Here is a 15,466-nt window from a genome sequence, read left to right as displayed (position 1 = left end):
CAGACGGCGACGATTGCGCTGGACATAGTGGCTGCATCGACAGGGCATTGCCTCGGGGCGCTCGGGGCTGCCAAGCGCAGCAACAGGAAGGTTTCCCCCATGAGCAAGCATCAGCGCGGCAACAAGGAAGCGAAGAAGCCCAAGCAGCCGCCGCCGGTGGCTCCCCTGATCGTGCCTGGCATCGCCGTGATCGCCAGTCTGCCGGCCCCGCGGGTCAAGAAGCGTTGAACCCACGCGCACCGGTGCGATCGCCATGAGCTTGCCTGGATGAAAACGATGGGATCCCCCCCCGGTTCAGCGTCTTCAGGCGCGGCACGCGAGGCGGCCGAACTGGGTTCGGCACGCGCGCTGCTGCAAGGCAGCAACGGCATCAGCCATCCGGCCGTTGAGCCGGGCTTGGCCCATGTGGCTTCACGCGCCGCGACCGGCGCCGGCGCCGATTGGGAGATCACGCTCAGCCATGTGGTCGAGCGGCTCAAGCGTCTGGTCGAGCCGCAGGGTGCGACGGCTTCGCAGACCGCTCAGAGCGAGTTGCACAGCTGCACACAGATGCTGGAGCAGCTGCGCGACGGCTTGCAGCTGGAGCAGGCGCGTCTGCATGCGCTGGAGTTGCAGGTGTTCGACACCCAAGTGGCGCTGGCTCAGGCGCAGGCTGAGTTGCGCGGCACGCAGGACGGTGAGCGCCAGGCCCGCCATCAGGCCTTGCACGATGCGCTGACCCAGCTGCCCAACCGGCGCTTCTTTCTCGAACGTCTGGGGCATGCGTTGGCGCATCGCGAGCCCGGACAGGCCCCATTGGCCTTGCTCTATCTGGACCTCGACAAGTTCAAGCCCATCAATGATGACCATGGACACGATGTGGGCGACGAGTTGCTGCGCATCGTCGCCACGAGGCTGAATCGGGTGGTGCGGAGCGAGGACATGATCAGCCGCCTCGGCGGCGACGAGTTCGCCTGCCTGCGCGCCTGTGGTTCGACGCGCAGCCAGCTGGAGGAACTGGCGGCCAAGCTGTTTGACGCGGTCGCTGCGCCGATGAAGATCGGCCCCTTGCAGCTGTCGGTACGGGCGAGCATCGGCATCGCGCTGTGCCCGGCCGATGGCGCCAGCGTGGCCGAGTTGATCCGGCATGCTGATGCCGCGATGTACAGGGCCAAGCGCGAACGCAGCCGCTATGCGTTCTTCAGCGCAGCGCCGGCCGATTGACGACGCGTCGGGCCTACAGCCAGTAGGCCCACAGGCGCGCGAATCCCTCCTTTACCCGCAGCAGCAACGGGCGCTGCCGCCACTGCGCCGGCGTGATCTCGTCCGACGCCGCCAGATCGGCAGCGAACATGGCCTGCATCTGGCGGCCGAAGGCGGCGCCCAGCACCACGGCATTGAGCTCGTGGTTGTGCACGAAGCTGCGCCAGTCCAGATTGGTCGAGCCCACGGTGGCCCAGACGCCATCGATCAGCGCCGTCTTGGCATGCAGGATCACGCCGCGCCGCTCATGGATCTTCACGCCGGCGTCCAGCAGGCGCTGGTAATGGCTGCGGCCGGCATGGAAGACCAGCCCGCTGTCGCTGCGGGCGGGCAGGATCAGGCGCACGTCGACTCCGCGTGCCGCGGCAGCTTGCAGCGTCTGCAGCAGCTGCGGGTCGGGGACGAAATAGGCCTGCGTGATCTGCACGCTGCGGCGCGCGCTGGCGATGGCTGACAGCAGCGTGGCGTAGATCTGGCTGACCGCTTCGCCCGGGGCACTGGCGATGGCACGCACCACCTCCTGGCCGGCCGCTTCGCTGCGCGGCAGGTAGTCGGCCGGCTGCAGGGGCGCGCCTTGCTGGGCCTGCCAGCTGCTCAGGAACATCTGCTGCAGCTCGGCCACCACCGGGCCCTGCAGCTGCAGATCGGTGTCGCGCCAAGCCGGTGTGCCGCGCGGCCTGGGCTTCCAGCCCTTGCTGAAGGAGCCGCCTGAATAGACGCTGCTGATGTTGATGCCGCCCAGAAAGGCGGTGCGTCCGTCGACGATCAGCAGCTTTCGGTGGTCGCGCTGGTTGAGGCTCCAGTCGGCGCGCGCATCGAGCGGATTGATGGGGTTGAACTCCAGCACGCTCACGCCGCCGGCCACCAGCTGCTCGAAGAAGGCCTCTGGCGTGCCCAGCGTGCCGACGCTGTCACGGATCAGGTTGACCACCACACCCTGGCGGCGCTTTTCGATCAGCGCCTGCGCGAAACGCCGGCCGACATCGTCGTCATCGAGGATGTAGGTCTCCAGGTTGATGTGATCTCGCGCGTCCAGGATGGCCGCCAGCATGGCCTGATAGGTGGCGGGGCCATCCTGCAGCAGGAGCACCCGGTTGCCGGTGGTCAAGGGGCCGCTCGCAATGGCTTCCTCGCGTGCCAAGTGCTCGTCGAAGATGCCGGTATCGCTGACGCTGCGCTCGATCTGGTCGAGCAGCGTTGCGCTGCGCTTGGCCGTCAGCAGGCCCTGTGCCCCCTGAATCGGAACGACAGAGTCAGGCCGATGCGCCATCCGTTCGGGAACGCCTTGAGGTACGGCGCCGCAGCCCGCAAGCGCGCCCGCACCGACTACCAGCGCGAAACCAATCCAAATCCATTCATGCAACTGCATAGCGGCTCCAGCAAACGGCCCAGGCTAGCGCTCGGGTGAAGCCTGTCCGGTGCGTTGCCGAACACAGGGCGACAGTTCGCTAGCGCACAGACCCGGCGCACGCCTGGCGCCATGCTTCAGCTGCGATCCCGCTCATCTCACAGGAACACACCATGATCACTCGCCAACTGCTTGCCGCCACCCTCGTTGCCACTGCGGCGTTGCTCATCACCAGCGGCTGTGCCGTCACCCGCGGCCAGGAAAGTGTTGGCGCCTATATCGACGACGCCACCATCACGACACAGATCAAGAGCCGCTTTGTCGAGAGCAAGGCGGTCGATGCGGCCAGCATCCACATAGAGACCTTGAATGGCACGGTGCTGCTGTCAGGCTTCGCCAAGAGCAGCAATGAGCGCAGCACGGCCGAGAGCATCGCGCGCAATGTCAGCGGTGTGAAGGCGGTGCGCAACGAGATTGCCGTGCGCCCTTGAACGGCCGCAGCGCTGAACGCGTGCGCGCCCCGCCTTGGCGGGGCAGTTCCTGAACCTAGATGGAGTTGCCATGCTCGAAACACTGGTTGTCATCCTGGTCGTGCTCTGGCTGTTGGGTCTCGTGACGTCATACACCATGGGCGGTCTCATCCATCTGCTGCTGGTGATTGCCATCGTCGTGATCCTGGTCCGCGTGATCCAGGGCCGGCGCGTCTAGCGCCACTTGATCCAAGAAGGCCTTTCGATATGAATAACTTCAGGATTGCCGCCCTGGTACTGATCGTCGCTGGCGTGCTGGGCTTGGCCTATGGCAGCTTCAGCTACACGCGGGAGACGCACGAAGCCAAGATCGGTCCGATCGAACTCTCCGTAACGGAGAAGGAAACGATCAACATTCCCGTGTGGGCCGGCGTTGCCGCGATTGCACTGGGCCTTGCAGTGTTGCTGGCGGGGCGCGGCAAGGGCGGTTGAGACCCGTCTGCTAGGCCGCTTCCCAGAAGCAGGCCAGCACCAGCGGATCGTGGCCTGTACGGCTCAATCGCAGCTGGCCCTGGCGAACCGACTGGTCACGGGCCTGCAGTTGCAGCGGCAACTCGCGTGCCGGCGCGTCGGGCTGCAGCTGGGCGATCATCGCTCGCAGTGCTTGCGCCTGCTGCACCGACAGAAATCCATCCAGCAGCAGCCCTTGAGCCAGCGCCTGATCCATGCCCAGCGCATCGGCCGCCCGCCGGTTGAGTTCGCAAACCACCAACTGTTCGTCCAGGGTGAAACAGGCGACCGGAAGACGGTCGAAACGTTCGCCCGAGACCTGCAGCGCGGACTCCAACTCCAGCCGCGACTCACGCAGCGCCTGGGCCTGAAGCTCAAGCTCAACCTGATGCACCTGCAGTTCATGCAGCAGCGCCAGTGCGTCCTCCGCCTTGCTGGGCGACTCGGCCAGGGTATGCAAGGCGGCCAGTGCATCGACCGCGATGGCAGTCACCTGCTGGGGACCTTGGGCGGACTGGAGCCGCTGTGCAGCCTTGCGTCGCAGCTCGTTCGGTGATCCAGCAGAAGTGCTCATGATGCTCAAGCAGGCCAGTGCGCGAAAGTGGTGGGCTGTGCTGACTCTACGCCTTGCGCAGCCGGGCTTCCAGTTCTTTTGCGCGTGTGATGTCCACGAAGGTGATCACCGCGCCCTGGATCACATTGGACTGGGTGCGATAGGGCATGATGCGTACGGTGAACCAGCGGCCATCGGTGGTGGCGATCTGCTTCTCGGTGAAGGCCAGGGTGCGCAGCGTTTCCCTCACGTCGGCGTTCAGGTCGGGGTAGATCAAGGTGCTGGCCAGCTCACTGAGCGGCCGGCCAATGTCGCCTTCGCGCAGATGGATCACTCGGGTGATCTGCTCGGTGAAGCGCCGCACGTTGAGCCCCTTGTCGAGGAACAGCGTGGCGATGTCGGTGCTGTTGAGCAGGTTCTGCATATCGCTCTGCGCGAGAGCCAGATCGTCCAGCTTGGCCTGCAGTTCGCCGTTGATGGTCTGCAGTTCCTCGTTCATCGACTGCGCCTCCTCCTTGGAGGTGGTCAGCTCTTCATTGGCCGACTGCAGTTCTTCGTTGGTGGACTGGAGCTCCTCGTTGGCCGCCTGCAGTTCTTCCTGGGATGCATGCATTTCCTGGCGCAAGGCGCGGATCTCTTCGCGCGAGCGGATCAGCTCCTCGCTGACGGCGGCATCGACCGTGCCGGCCGGTGCCGCACGGCGGCTGCGCTTGTGCGGCGCCTGCGCCGCGTCGCGAAAGGCGATCATCACCATGCCTTGCAGCGCCTGGGGCTGCAGCACCGGCTGCACCGTGATGTCGACCATGGCCGGCGCCTCGTCATCGATGCGCAAGCCGCGCAGCTCGACCGGTGTGCCGGACTGTGTCGCGCTGCGCAGCGCCACCGCCAGCTGGGCACGCAGGCCTGGGCGGGCCATTACATGGATGTTCCAGTTGGCCCGGCCGGCCGCGGGCTCGAGGTAACGGCCGGTGCGTCCATTGATGTAGACGATGTCGCCGGCTTCGGTGACCAGCACGGCAGCCGGCGAGAACGCCTGCAGCAGCAGCTGGTCAGCCAGCGATTGCAGGTTGGCGGGTGTGGCGTTGGAGTGGATCAGGTGAGGCTCCTGCGCTGCAGCTCTGGCGCTGAGGCGGCGCTGGGTGGGGAAGTGCAAGGCGCCAACCGGGCCGCCGCTGTGGTTTCGCCAATATAGCCGCGACTTCTGGTGCAGCGGCCTGAACAGCGATTGCGAGCGCCCCACGGTCTCCGAGCCGCCCAGCAGCAGCACGCCGCCCGGCCGCAGGCTGTAATGGAACAGCGCGACCAGTCGCTGCTGCAGCGGCACGCTGAAATAGATCAGCAGATTGCGGCAGGACAGCAGGTCCAGCCGGGTGAAGGGCGGATCAAGGATCACGTCGTGCTGGGCGAACAGCACCATCTCGCGCAGCTGCTTGTTGATCTGATAGCCGCCGGCCTGCACGGTGAAGAAGTGCGCCAGGCGCTCGGGCGACAAGTCCTGCGCGATGGCCGCGGGGTAGTGACCGCTGCGTGCTCGCGCCATCGCGTCGGCACTCAGGTCGGTGGCAAAGATCTGCAGGGTGAAGTCCTGGTACTCGGGCCACGCGTCGAGCACTTCACTGAAGGCCATGGCCAGCGAATAGGCTTCCTCGCCGGTCGAACAGCCGGCAATCCAGGCGCGCAGCTTGCGCTCTTCGGCGCTGTGCCGTGCGAGCAGCTGCGGCAACACCGCATCCTTGAGTTCGAGCCAGACGTCGGGGTCGCGGAAGAAGGCTGTCACGCCGATCAGGACTTCCTTGAACAGCAGGTCGATCTCTTGTGGGTTCTGGCGCAGAAAGTTCTCGTAGGCGTCGAGGCTGCCGAGGTCGTGCACGCCCATGCGCCGTGTGATGCGCCTGAGCAGGGTGTTGGACTTGTAGAGGGTCAGGTCATGACGGGTGTGCTCTTGAACCAGGCCCAGGATCGCCTTCAGCTGTGGCGGGCTGCTTGCGGCTTCAGCGGGCGAGCTGAGTGGCTGCCGAGTCATCGCCAGGATGCGAGCCGGCATGTCGGCCGGCTCGGCAATGATGTCGACGCAGCCCGAGGCGATGGCGCTGCGTGGCATCGAATCGAACTGGGCCGATTCGGGCTGCTGCGCCAGCGTCATGCCGCCCTGAGCCTTGATGGTCTGCAGACCCTGGGTGCCGTCTGCGCCCATGCCTGACAGCACCACGCCGACAGCGCGCACCCCCAGTTCGCGCGCCAGCGAGCTGAACAGCAGGTCGACGGGCAGGCGCTGACCGCGTGGCTGGCTCGGCGCCGCCAGATGAAGCCGGTTGCCCAGAACGGTCAGCTCGGCATTGGGCGGGATCACGTACACCACGTCGGCTTCGATCGGCTGTGAGCTCAGGACTTCAAGGACCGGCATCGCGGTGCAGCGTTGCAGCAGTTCGGCCAGCATGGCCTTGTGGGTCGGGTCAAGATGCTGGACGACAACGTAGGCCAGGCCGCTGGCAGCCGGCACCTGGGCAAGAAACTGCTCCAGCGCTGCCAGACCGCCTGCCGAGGCCCCGAGACCGACGATGGGAGTGGGATCGGTTGCTGGGCCTTGCGATGATGGCGCGGGGGCGATGCTCATTGGGCGCAGCTTACCGGCAATGTCGTGTCCTGCACGCGCACGCCGGGCTGGCGCGGTCAGGGCACCGCGGGTTTACGGCAGCGTCGTTGCGGGTCGGAAATCGGACACTGTGGCCCAAGTAAGCTCTGCACTGAGTCAGGAGTCAAGCACGATGCGTGTCCAAAGCCCCGAATGGTTCGATGTCCAGTACAACAACCGGGCCCGTGTGCCCGATGCGGCCCGCATTCTGGAGCGCTGGGCTGAGGCCTCGGCGTTTTCGCGCGAACGGCTGGCCAGCCGGCTCGATCTGCCCTACGGCGACGGACCGATGGAGCGCCTCGATGTGTTCGAAGCGCAGACCGAGCACAGCGTGCGCAGCCCGGTGCTGGTGTTCATCCACGGGGGCTATTGGCGGGCGCTGGACAAGTCGGATCAGTCCTTTGTGGCTCCGGTCTTCACCGACGAAGGCGCGATGGTGGTGATTCCCAACTACGGGCTGTGCCCGGGTGTCGGCATGGATCGCATTCCGCTGCAGCTGACGCAGGCGCTGGCCTGGGTGTGGCGACATGCGGCTGATTACGGGGGCGATCCCAATCAGATCGTGCTGGCCGGGCATTCTGCCGGCGGACATCTGGCCAGCATGCTGGCCTGCTGCGACTGGAAGGCGGTGGGCCATGACCTGCCGCGTCAGCTGGTCAAAGGCGTGTTGTCGATCTCCGGGCTGCACGATCTGGGGCCCATCATGCGCACACCCTTTCTGCAGGGCGACTTGAAGCTGGATGCCGACGCGGTCAGGCGTCTGAGCCCCATCAACTTTCCTGCGCCCAGGGCTCCGGTCTACGCCGTGGTTGGCGCTCAGGAGAGCGAGGAGTTCAAGAGGCAGGCACAGCTGCTGCGCCAGGCCTGGGGCGAGCGCACGGTGGCGCTGTGCGAGGAACTGGCCGGCTTCAACCACTTCAGCATCCTGAACGATCTGGCCGATCCGCAAGGGCGAAGCCATCAGCTGGCACGCAAGCTGCTGGATCTGCGCTGGTACAGCGCATTGCTGTGAAGCGCAGGGGCGTGAGTCAGGGGCTGTTGCTGCTGACGTCGGCCGTCCGTTACTGATTGCAGAGTTCACATCACGGGGGAGAGTCGCATGGGATTGAAGGGATCGAAGACCGAGCAGAACCTCAAGGCGGCCTTCTCGGGTGAGTCGCAAACCCATCGGCGCTACTTGTACTTCGCGAACAAGGCGGACATCGAGGGACACACCGATGTGGCGGCGCTGTTCCGCTCCGCTGCCGAAGGCGAGGCCGGCCATGCGCACGGGCACCTGGAGTTTCTCGAGGCGGTAGGCGACCCCGCGACGGGCCTGCCTATTGGTCGGACGCGTGACAACCTGAAGGCCGCGGTGGCCGGCGAGACGCATGAGTACACCGAGATGTACCCGGCTATGGCAAGGACCGCGCGCGAAGAAGGCTTCGATGAGATCGCCGACTGGTTCGAGACGCTGGCCAAGGCCGAACGCTCGCATGTCAACCGTTACCAGAAGGCGCTGGACGGGCTGGAAGACTGAGACCTCGGCCGCGCACTTCCTGCGCTTCGCTTTCTCTTCGGCCTTGCGTCAGGCGCCGACTCAAGCCGCCATGTAACGGCCGGGCCTGTGGTTGATCGCCAGCGCTGCATTGATCGCCGCCATGCCCAGCAGCGACAGGCCGATGCGGTCCCAGCTGACAAAGGACAGGCCGCATAGCAGGATCAAGGCGTCCAGGCCGGCTTGCACATAGCCGGCACGCCAGCCGTAGCGCTCCTGCAGATACAGCACCAGCACGTTCAGGCCGCCCAGTGAGGCGCGGTGGCGGAACAGGATCAGCATGCCGGCGCCGATCAGCAGGCCGCCAGCGATGGCTGCGAACAAGGCGTTCAGTTCGGCGAACTGCAACCAGCGCGGCAGCACCTCGGCCAGCACCGCCATCAGTGCCACTGCCAGCACGGTTTTCACGGTGAAGGCGGCGCCCATGCGCTGCCAGGCCAGCCAGTAAAAGGGCAGGTTGATGCAGAAGAACAGCGCGCCGAAGGGCCAGCCACTCAGGTAGTGCATCAGGAAGGCAATGCCCACGGTGCCGCCGGTCAGCATGCCGACCTGCTTGAACAGCGCCACGCCGAGCGCGACGAACAGCGTGCCGGTGATCAACGCCTGCGCGTCCTCGAAGCGCGAATGGCGGAAGATGCGGCTGCTCAGCTTGGCCGGTGGTGCCGCGGGGGGACGCTCGCCGCTCATTCGCCGAGCCCGCCGAGGAAGTACTTGATCAGACCCTTGGCCGCGAAACCCAACAGGCCGAAGCCCAGACCCAGCAGCAGGATGAAGGTGCCGAAGCGCCCGGCCTTCGACTCGCGTGCCAGCTGCAGGATGATGAACACCATGTAGAGCATGAAGGCGCTGACGCCAAAGGTCAGGCCGAACTGCGCAATTTGCTCTTCGCTGTAACCGAACATGGTGGGGTGGCGGGCTTGTAGGCGATCAGTCGCGTGTGCCGACCAGGTCGCGGTAGGCATGCCAGCTGGCATGACCCAGCCAGGGCAGCACGACGATCAGGCCGATCATCGACAGCATGCCCAGGCCGGTGAGTGCCATCAGCAGGAAGGCCCACAAGGCCAGGGCCTGCGGGTGTTCCATCACCACGCGCCAGCTGGTGAACACGGCCCCCAGGATGCTGAGTGACTGGTCGCGGCGGTCCAGCAGCATGGGGATGGCGATCACACTGGAGGCGAACACCGGCGCGGCGAGCAAGGCGCCCAACGCCAGCCAGGCCTCGAACAGCAGCGAGTGCTCGGCCAGCACCACGTGGCGCGCGAAGTCGATCGGCTTGTCCACCGGTGCGCTGGCATAGCCCGTGATCAACGCGGCGGAGCACAGCACCCAGCCGGTGCCGGCCAGGGCCAGCAGCAGGCCGAAGCCCATCAGCCGGCCATCGTGCGGGCGCCAAGCCTCGATTACGGTGGCCAGGCCCACCGGCTTGTTGCGCTCGATATCGCGGCTCAGGGCGTACAGGCCGGTGGCCAGAATCGGCGCCACCAGCAGGAAGCCGCTGAAAGCAGCAGCCAGCAGCCAGAAGCGTTCATGGGCGATCCAAAAAATCAGCGCACCGCCCAGGGTCATCAGCAGACCGTGCAGCAGCGAGGGGCCGGGGCAGCGCCGCAGATCCTGCCAGCCGCGTGCCAGCCAGCCCAGCGGCCGCAACACGGGCACGGGCTTGACGCCGAAGCGGCGGGATTCCTGCAGGGCTTTGTCGGTGCGCATCGTCATCTCCATCATGCCCGTCTTGTCTCCGATAGTTCTTGATCGTGCTCAATTCGCGTTGGCCAGCAGTTGCCGGGCGGCGCTTCGCATCTCTTGTTCCGAGGCGCCGGCCAGTGGCAGCTGCAGAGCCGCATCAAGCTGGGGATAGTGATTGCGAAGCGAGCGTTCGTAGCCCGGGTCGTAATGCTCACGCATCAGCTCGGCAAAGACGGTTGGCCACTCGCCAGCGCGTGCCATGGTCTGCCAGCCGTGCACCCGGTCGCGACCACGCAACGTGGTCAGTGCGTCGAGCTGCTGACAGAAGGCCTGCGGATTGGCGATGAAGTGCGCATAGTCCTGCAGCAGCAGCGTCACACGCTCAGCCTCGGGCAGATCCACCCAGATGCAGGTGCTGCTGGCGCGCATGCGCTCGTGCAGCGATTCGGGCACGCGCAGTTGTCCGATCTTGCGGCTCTCGCTCTCGACAAAGACCGGCCGCTCAGGATCGAGGCTGCGCATGCGGCTCCACAAAAGGCTGTCGAAGCGCTTCTGGCTGGGCTGCGGCTGCTCAGGCAGGGCGCCCAGCACGGAGCCGCGGTGGCAGGCGAGGCCCTCAAGGTCCAGTACTTGCGCGCCTTCGACTTCCAGCGCCTTCAGCAGGCGGGTCTTGCCGCTGCCGGTGCGGCCGCAGATCACGCGATAGCGCAGGCGTGCGGGCAGGTTCTCCAGGTCGAGGCGAACCTGCGCCCGGTAAGCCTTGTACCCGCCTTGCAACTGGCGCGAGCGGAAGCCGATCTGACCCAGAAACCAGCTCATCGCGCCGGAGCGCTGGCCACCGCGCCAGCAATACACCAGCGGTCGCCAGCTCTTGGGCAGTTCCTGCGCGTGGGCATCCAGATGCTTGGCGATATTGCGCGCCACCAGGGCGGCACCGATCTTGCGCGCCTCGAAGGGCGAGCTCTTGTAGAGCGTGCCGACAAGGCGGCGCTGCTCGTCGTCGAGCACCGGCCAGTTCAGCGCGCCGGGCAGATGATCCTCGGCGAACTCGGACGGCGAGCGCACATCGATGACGGCGTCAAAGCGGCTCAGCTCGGCCAGCGCGTCGCTGACTTCTATGGTGTGGGCGGATGTCATCGCAAAGGGGCGAGGGGGCCAGGGGGCCGGAGGCTCATGCCGGCAGCGAAACCGCGTCCAGCAACTCGGTTTCGATCTGAAGCTGGCTGCGGTTCTGCTGCAGCGCTGCGCCGTCCAGCAAGAAGGTGTCTTCCACGCGCTCGCCCAGCGTCGAGATCTTGGCGAGCTGCAGATTGATGCCATGTCGGGCCAGCACGCGCGCAATCGCGTAAAGCAGACCGGTGCGGTCGCTGGTGCTGATGGACAGCAGCCACGCGGTGGCGCGCTCGTCCGGATGCAAGGAAATGCGTGGCGTGAACGGGAAGGACTTGACGCGGCGCGACAGGCGCCCGCGACGCGGCTCGGGCAGCGCGCCTTGCGCTGTCAGGGCCTGGCCCAGCTTGGCTTCCACCAACGACACCAGGTCGCGGTGATGCTGGTCGCTGTCGGCACTGATCACCTGGAAGGTGTCCAGTGCATAGCCGCTGCGCGTGGTGTGGACCTTGGCATCCAGGATGTTGAAGCCGGCACTGTCGAAATAGCCGCAGATGCGCGCGAACAGGTCGCGCTGATCGGGGGCGTAGACCAGCACCTGCAAGCCCTCGCCAACCGGCGAAGGCCGGGCCTGCACGATGGGCTGGCCGGACTCGACATGGCGCCACAGCGAGCGTGCATGCCAGGCCAGATCGCCGGCGTCGTGGCGGGCGAAATAGCTCAGCGCCAGCGTGGCCCACAGCGGGGTCTCGGTGTCCGGCAGCATCGAGTGCAGCGCCAGGATCTGCCGAGCCTCCTGCTTGCGGGCCTCGATATCGGCCTCCAGATTGGGCTTGGCGCCGCCCAGGGCGCGCAGCGTCAGGCGATACAGGTCTTCCAGCAGCTTGCCCTTCCAGGCATTCCAGACCTTGGGGCTGGTGCCGCGGATGTCGGCCACCGTCAGCAGGTAGAGCGCGGTGAGGTGGCGCGCATCACGCATCTGGCGCGCAAAGGCGGCGATCACCTCGGGGTCGGACAGGTCTTCCTTCTGCGCCACGCGCGACAGCGTCAGGTGATGCTGGACCAGGAACACCACCAGTTCAGCCTCATCCTTGCTGAGGCCATGGTCGCGGCAGAAACGCCGTGCCTCGACCGCACCCAGATCGGAATGGTCGCCGCCGCGCCCCTTGGCCACATCGTGGAACAGCGCGGCGATATAGAGCAGATGCGGCTTGTCGAACTGGGCCGCCAGCTGGCTGCAGAACGGGTACTCGTGGGCGTGCTCGGGGATGAAGAAGCGCCGTACATTGCGCAGGACCATCAGGATGTGCTGGTCCACCGTGTAGACGTGGAACAGGTCGTGCTGCATCTGGCCGACGATGCGCCGGAACACCCACAGATAGCGGCCCAGCACCGAGGTTTGGTTCATCAGCCGGAAGGCGTGGGTCTGGCCCTCGCGCTGCTGCAGGATCTGCATGAACAGCGCGCGGTTGGCCGGGTCGCGCCGGAAGGCGCTGTTCATCAGTCCACGTGCGTTGTAGAGCGCCCGCAGCGTGCGTGCCGACAGGCCCTTGATACCCGGTGTCTGCTGGTAGACCAGGAAGGTTTCCAGGATGGCATGCGGCTCGCGCTCGAACAGGTCATCGCCATCCACCTCCAGCATGCCGGCGCGGTCCAGGAAGTGGGCGTTGATGCGGCGCATAGGCGCATCGGCCGAGCCGTTGATGCGCTCTTCCAGATTCAGCATCAGGATCTGGTTGAGCTGGCTCACCGCCTTGGCTGCCCAGTAGTAGCGCCGCATCAGCACTTCCGAGGTGCGCTGACTGCCCTTGGGCTGGTAGCCGAAACTCTCGGCCACAGCGGTCTGCAGGTCGAACACCAGACGGTCTTCGCGCCGGCCGGCCACCGCGTGCAGGCGGCAGCGGATCAGGCTCAGCAAGCCTTCGTTGCGCTGCAACTGCCGGCTCTCGAAGGGCGTGATCAGCCCCTTGGCCGCCAGTTGGGGCCACGTCTTGCCCAGGCCGGCGGCGCGGGCAATCCAGATCAGTACTTGCAGATCACGCAGTCCACCGGGGCTTTCCTTGCAGTTGGGCTCCAGCGCATAAGGCGTGTCGGCGTACTTGGTATGGCGCTGGCGCATCTCCAGCGTCTTGGCCCGGAAGAATGCGCGTGCGTCCATCGCTGCGGCCAACTTCTGCTCGAAACGCTTGTACAGCGGCTTGGAGCCGGCCAGGCAGCGCGACTCCAGCATCGCGGTCTGCACGGTCACGTCCCCAGCGGCCTCGCCCAGGCATTCACCCAGCGTGCGCACCGAGGAGCCGATCTCCAGCCCCACATCCCAGCAGGCGGTGATGAAGGCCTCGATGCTGGACTTCAGCGCGCCGGGCTGGTGTGCTTCCATGCCGTCGGGCAGCAGCACCAGCACATCGACGTCGGAGTAGGGAAACAGCTCACCGCGTCCGTAGCCTCCGACGGCTGCCAGCGCGGCGGCTTCCGGAAGGCCGGCCTGGCGCCACAGGGTCTGCAGCGTTGCATCGACGTGGCGCGCCAGCTTGCGCATCAGCGCTGAAGCGGCGGCAATCGTCGGCCGGGCTTCGCGGAAGGCTTGCAGCAGTTCCTGCTTGCCGGTCTTGAATTGCTGGCGCAGTATGGCGCTGTCGATCACCTGCACGCTGCTCATCGACGGCTTAGCCGGTGATGAAGGCCGGCGGCGGCGGGCTGCCGTCCGACACGGTCAGCACCTCGTAGCCGGTGTCGGTCACGACGATGGTGTGTTCCCACTGCGCGGACAGCGAGCGGTCCTTGGTGACGATGGTCCAGCCGTCGCCCATTTCCTTGATCTCGCGCCGGCCGGCGTTGATCATCGGCTCGATGGTGAACACCATGCCGGGCACCAGCTCATCCAGCGTGCCGGGGCGGCCGTAGTGCAGCACCTGCGGCTCTTCATGAAAGACCTGTCCGATGCCATGGCCGCAGAACTCGCGCACCACCGAAAAACCGGCGTTCTCGGCGAAGGTCTGGATGGCATGGCCGATATCGCCCAGGCGTGCACCGGGCTTGACCTTCTGGATGCCCTTCCACATTGCCTCGTAGGTGAAGCTGCACAGGCGCTTGGCCGCGATGGAGCCTTCACCGACCACGAACATGCGGCTGCTGTCGCCATGCCAGCCGTCCTTGATCACGGTGACGTCGATATTGACGATGTCGCCGTTCTTCAGCGGGCGGTCGTTCGGGATGCCGTGGCAGACCTGGTGATTGATCGAGGTGCAGATCGACTTGGGGTAGGGCGTGTAGCCGGCCGGCTGGTAGTTCAGCGGTGCGGGAATGGCCTTCTGCACATGGACGATGTGGTCATGCGCGATCTTGTCGAGCTGCTCGGTGGTGATGCCGGGCTTCACATGCTGGCCCAGCATGTCCAGCACCTCGGAGGTCAGGCGGCCCGCGATGCGCATCGCGGCGATGTCGGCCGCGGATTTGATGGTGATCGTCATGGCGCGATTATCTCAAAGCCGGCCCGGTCGAGTTGCCGGCCGGCTGCTTGGCACTCAGGCGGACCAGACGACCAGGCCGCTCCAGGAGGTGCCCAGCACCACCAGGCCGAACACGATCCGGTACCAGGCGAAGGGCACGAAGTTGTGGGTGGAGATGTAGCGCAGCAGCCAGCGCACGCAGATCCAGGCGCTGATGAAGGAGAACAGCAGGCCGACACCGAACATCGGCAGATCGGCGACGCTGAGCAGCGCGCGCTCCTTGTAGAGGCTGTAGAGGCCAGCACCGATCAGGGTCGGGATGGCCAGGAAGAAGGAGTAGTCGGTGGCCGCCTTGCGCGACAAGCCCAGCAGCATGCCGCCGATGATGGTGGCCCCGGAGCGGCTGGTGCCCGGCACCATCGCCAGGCACTGCACCAGGCCCACCTTGAGTGCGTCCAGCGGCGTCATCTGGTCCACATCCTGGACACGCACAGCCGAGGCCGGCCGGCGCTCGGCCCACAGGATGATGAAGCCGCCGATGATGAAGGCGCTGGCCACCACCGTGGGCGTGAACAGGTGCGCCTTGATCGCCTTGCCGAACAGCAGGCCCAGGATGACGGCCGGCAGGAAGCCGATGGCGACGTTGATCACGAAGCGGCGCGCGGCCGCATCACTGGCAATGCCAGCGGCGGTATCGCGCAGCTTTTGCCAGTAGACGATGATGACCGCCAGGATGGCGCCGGTCTGGATGGCGATGTCGAAGACCTTGCTCTTGGCGTCATCGAAGCCCAGCAGCGCGCCGGCCAGGATCAGGTGGCCGGTCGAGGAAATGGGCAGGAACTCGGTCAACCCTTCGACCACGCCCATCACGGCGGCTTTCGCCAGCAAAACAAGGTCCAACATCAACTCCCGGTTTGAACTGGCCGGGATGA

At 65.9% G+C, this 15,466-nt stretch carries 17 protein-coding genes; 7 read left to right on the top strand and 10 right to left on the bottom strand.

Annotation, left to right across the window (positions count from 1 at the left end; translation table 11 throughout):
- The first annotated feature begins 99 nt into the window (after window positions 1-99).
- Window positions 100-228 (top strand): hypothetical protein, encoded by a 129-nt coding sequence (locus ACIQ67_RS03420; protein ID WP_397532952.1) that lies wholly within the window; start codon window positions 100-102, stop codon window positions 226-228.
- Between the two features lie 48 nt (window positions 229-276).
- A complete protein-coding gene (locus ACIQ67_RS03415; protein WP_397532951.1) occupies window positions 277-1,203 on the top strand; it encodes a diguanylate cyclase domain-containing protein in 927 nt (308 codons plus the stop codon).
- Between the two features lie 13 nt (window positions 1,204-1,216).
- On the opposite strand, the gene cls is transcribed toward ACIQ67_RS03415, so the two are convergent.
- Complete coding sequence (gene cls, locus ACIQ67_RS03410; RefSeq protein WP_397532950.1) at window positions 1,217-2,611, bottom strand: cardiolipin synthase; 1,395 nt, start codon at window positions 2,609-2,611, stop codon at window positions 1,217-1,219.
- A gap of 152 nt (window positions 2,612-2,763) precedes the next feature.
- Between cls and ACIQ67_RS03405 the strand changes: the two genes are divergently transcribed.
- The 3 genes from ACIQ67_RS03405 to ACIQ67_RS03395 all read left to right on the top strand — a co-directional run bounded on the left by ACIQ67_RS03405 (window position 2,764) and on the right by ACIQ67_RS03395 (window position 3,552).
- Window positions 2,764-3,081, top strand: a complete 318-nt coding sequence (locus ACIQ67_RS03405) for a BON domain-containing protein (RefSeq protein ID WP_397532949.1) — start codon at window positions 2,764-2,766, stop codon at window positions 3,079-3,081.
- A 70-nt stretch (window positions 3,082-3,151) separates the two neighbouring features.
- The gene (locus ACIQ67_RS03400) at window positions 3,152-3,298 is read left to right on the top strand and encodes a lmo0937 family membrane protein (RefSeq protein ID WP_397532948.1); all 147 of its coding nucleotides are present in this window, start codon (window positions 3,152-3,154) and stop codon (window positions 3,296-3,298) included.
- 29 nt (window positions 3,299-3,327) lie between these two features.
- The gene (locus tag ACIQ67_RS03395; protein WP_397532947.1) at window positions 3,328-3,552 is read left to right on the top strand and encodes a hypothetical protein; all 225 of its coding nucleotides are present in this window, start codon (window positions 3,328-3,330) and stop codon (window positions 3,550-3,552) included.
- 10 nt (window positions 3,553-3,562) lie between these two features.
- Here the strand turns inward: ACIQ67_RS03395 and ACIQ67_RS03390 are convergent, their stop codons facing one another.
- Entirely contained in the window at window positions 3,563-4,144 is a 582-nt protein-coding gene (locus ACIQ67_RS03390; RefSeq protein ID WP_397532946.1) for a PAS domain-containing protein, read from the bottom strand.
- A gap of 46 nt (window positions 4,145-4,190) precedes the next feature.
- Complete coding sequence (locus tag ACIQ67_RS03385) at window positions 4,191-6,737, bottom strand: chemotaxis protein CheB (RefSeq protein ID WP_397532945.1); 2,547 nt, start codon at window positions 6,735-6,737, stop codon at window positions 4,191-4,193.
- Between the two features lie 151 nt (window positions 6,738-6,888).
- Here ACIQ67_RS03385 and ACIQ67_RS03380 point away from each other — a divergent pair, with 151 nt between their 5' ends.
- Window positions 6,889-7,767: an alpha/beta hydrolase gene (locus ACIQ67_RS03380; protein WP_397532944.1), complete on the top strand. Its 879-nt coding sequence runs from the start codon at window positions 6,889-6,891 to the stop codon at window positions 7,765-7,767.
- 87 nt (window positions 7,768-7,854) lie between these two features.
- Window positions 7,855-8,274, top strand: a complete 420-nt coding sequence (locus tag ACIQ67_RS03375; RefSeq protein ID WP_397532943.1) for a rubrerythrin family protein — start codon at window positions 7,855-7,857, stop codon at window positions 8,272-8,274.
- Window positions 8,275-8,334: 60 nt separating this feature from the next.
- On the opposite strand, the gene ACIQ67_RS03370 is transcribed toward ACIQ67_RS03375, so the two are convergent.
- The 7 genes from ACIQ67_RS03370 to ACIQ67_RS03340 are packed head-to-tail and all read right to left on the bottom strand — an operon-like array spanning window position 8,335 to window position 15,434.
- On the bottom strand, window positions 8,335-8,979 hold the full coding sequence (locus tag ACIQ67_RS03370) for a YitT family protein (protein ID WP_397532942.1): 645 nt from the start codon (window positions 8,977-8,979) through the stop codon (window positions 8,335-8,337).
- Window positions 8,976-9,194, bottom strand: a complete 219-nt coding sequence (locus ACIQ67_RS03365) for a DUF2788 domain-containing protein (RefSeq protein ID WP_397532941.1) — start codon at window positions 9,192-9,194, stop codon at window positions 8,976-8,978. Before ACIQ67_RS03365 ends, ACIQ67_RS03370 begins: the two co-directional genes overlap by 4 nt.
- 25 nt (window positions 9,195-9,219) lie before the next feature.
- The gene (locus ACIQ67_RS03360) at window positions 9,220-9,999 is read right to left on the bottom strand and encodes a DUF2189 domain-containing protein (protein WP_397532940.1); all 780 of its coding nucleotides are present in this window, start codon (window positions 9,997-9,999) and stop codon (window positions 9,220-9,222) included.
- Between the two features lie 48 nt (window positions 10,000-10,047).
- On the bottom strand, window positions 10,048-11,112 hold the full coding sequence (mnmH, locus tag ACIQ67_RS03355) for a tRNA 2-selenouridine(34) synthase MnmH (protein WP_397532939.1): 1,065 nt from the start codon (window positions 11,110-11,112) through the stop codon (window positions 10,048-10,050).
- Window positions 11,113-11,146: 34 nt separating this feature from the next.
- Window positions 11,147-13,744 (bottom strand): [protein-PII] uridylyltransferase, encoded by a 2,598-nt coding sequence (locus ACIQ67_RS03350; RefSeq protein ID WP_397532938.1) that lies wholly within the window; start codon window positions 13,742-13,744, stop codon window positions 11,147-11,149.
- Window positions 13,745-13,751: 7 nt separating this feature from the next.
- Entirely contained in the window at window positions 13,752-14,555 is an 804-nt protein-coding gene (map, locus tag ACIQ67_RS03345; RefSeq protein WP_397532937.1) for a type I methionyl aminopeptidase, read from the bottom strand.
- Between the two features lie 54 nt (window positions 14,556-14,609).
- On the bottom strand, window positions 14,610-15,434 hold the full coding sequence (locus ACIQ67_RS03340; RefSeq protein WP_397532936.1) for an undecaprenyl-diphosphate phosphatase: 825 nt from the start codon (window positions 15,432-15,434) through the stop codon (window positions 14,610-14,612).
- Between the last annotated feature and the right edge of the window lie 32 nt (window positions 15,435-15,466).

This window comes from Roseateles sp., from assembly GCF_044373315.1.
Taxonomy (GTDB): domain Bacteria; phylum Pseudomonadota; class Gammaproteobacteria; order Burkholderiales; family Burkholderiaceae_C; genus JACDQM01.
Note: the sequence above shows the minus strand (reverse complement) of the source record. Positions and strands in the feature narration are given on the sequence as shown.

Coding starts and splice junctions, on each gene's coding strand:
- ACIQ67_RS03375 (WP_397532943.1), top strand. CDS start 7,855: ATGGGATTGAAGGGATCGAAGACCGAGCAGAACCTCAAGGCGGCCTTC.
- map (WP_397532937.1), bottom strand. CDS start 14,555: ATGACGATCACCATCAAATCCGCGGCCGACATCGCCGCGATGCGCATC.
- ACIQ67_RS03365 (WP_397532941.1), bottom strand. CDS start 9,194: ATGTTCGGTTACAGCGAAGAGCAAATTGCGCAGTTCGGCCTGACCTTT.
- ACIQ67_RS03350 (WP_397532938.1), bottom strand. CDS start 13,744: ATGAGCAGCGTGCAGGTGATCGACAGCGCCATACTGCGCCAGCAATTC.
- ACIQ67_RS03400 (WP_397532948.1), top strand. CDS start 3,152: ATGCTCGAAACACTGGTTGTCATCCTGGTCGTGCTCTGGCTGTTGGGT.
- ACIQ67_RS03395 (WP_397532947.1), top strand. CDS start 3,328: ATGAATAACTTCAGGATTGCCGCCCTGGTACTGATCGTCGCTGGCGTG.
- ACIQ67_RS03415 (WP_397532951.1), top strand. CDS start 277: ATGGGATCCCCCCCCGGTTCAGCGTCTTCAGGCGCGGCACGCGAGGCG.
- ACIQ67_RS03390 (WP_397532946.1), bottom strand. CDS start 4,144: ATGAGCACTTCTGCTGGATCACCGAACGAGCTGCGACGCAAGGCTGCA.
- ACIQ67_RS03405 (WP_397532949.1), top strand. CDS start 2,764: ATGATCACTCGCCAACTGCTTGCCGCCACCCTCGTTGCCACTGCGGCG.
- ACIQ67_RS03420 (WP_397532952.1), top strand. CDS start 100: ATGAGCAAGCATCAGCGCGGCAACAAGGAAGCGAAGAAGCCCAAGCAG.
- ACIQ67_RS03385 (WP_397532945.1), bottom strand. CDS start 6,737: ATGAGCATCGCCCCCGCGCCATCATCGCAAGGCCCAGCAACCGATCCC.
- cls (WP_397532950.1), bottom strand. CDS start 2,611: ATGCAGTTGCATGAATGGATTTGGATTGGTTTCGCGCTGGTAGTCGGT.
- ACIQ67_RS03380 (WP_397532944.1), top strand. CDS start 6,889: ATGCGTGTCCAAAGCCCCGAATGGTTCGATGTCCAGTACAACAACCGG.
- ACIQ67_RS03360 (WP_397532940.1), bottom strand. CDS start 9,999: ATGCGCACCGACAAAGCCCTGCAGGAATCCCGCCGCTTCGGCGTCAAG.
- mnmH (WP_397532939.1), bottom strand. CDS start 11,112: ATGACATCCGCCCACACCATAGAAGTCAGCGACGCGCTGGCCGAGCTG.
- ACIQ67_RS03370 (WP_397532942.1), bottom strand. CDS start 8,979: ATGAGCGGCGAGCGTCCCCCCGCGGCACCACCGGCCAAGCTGAGCAGC.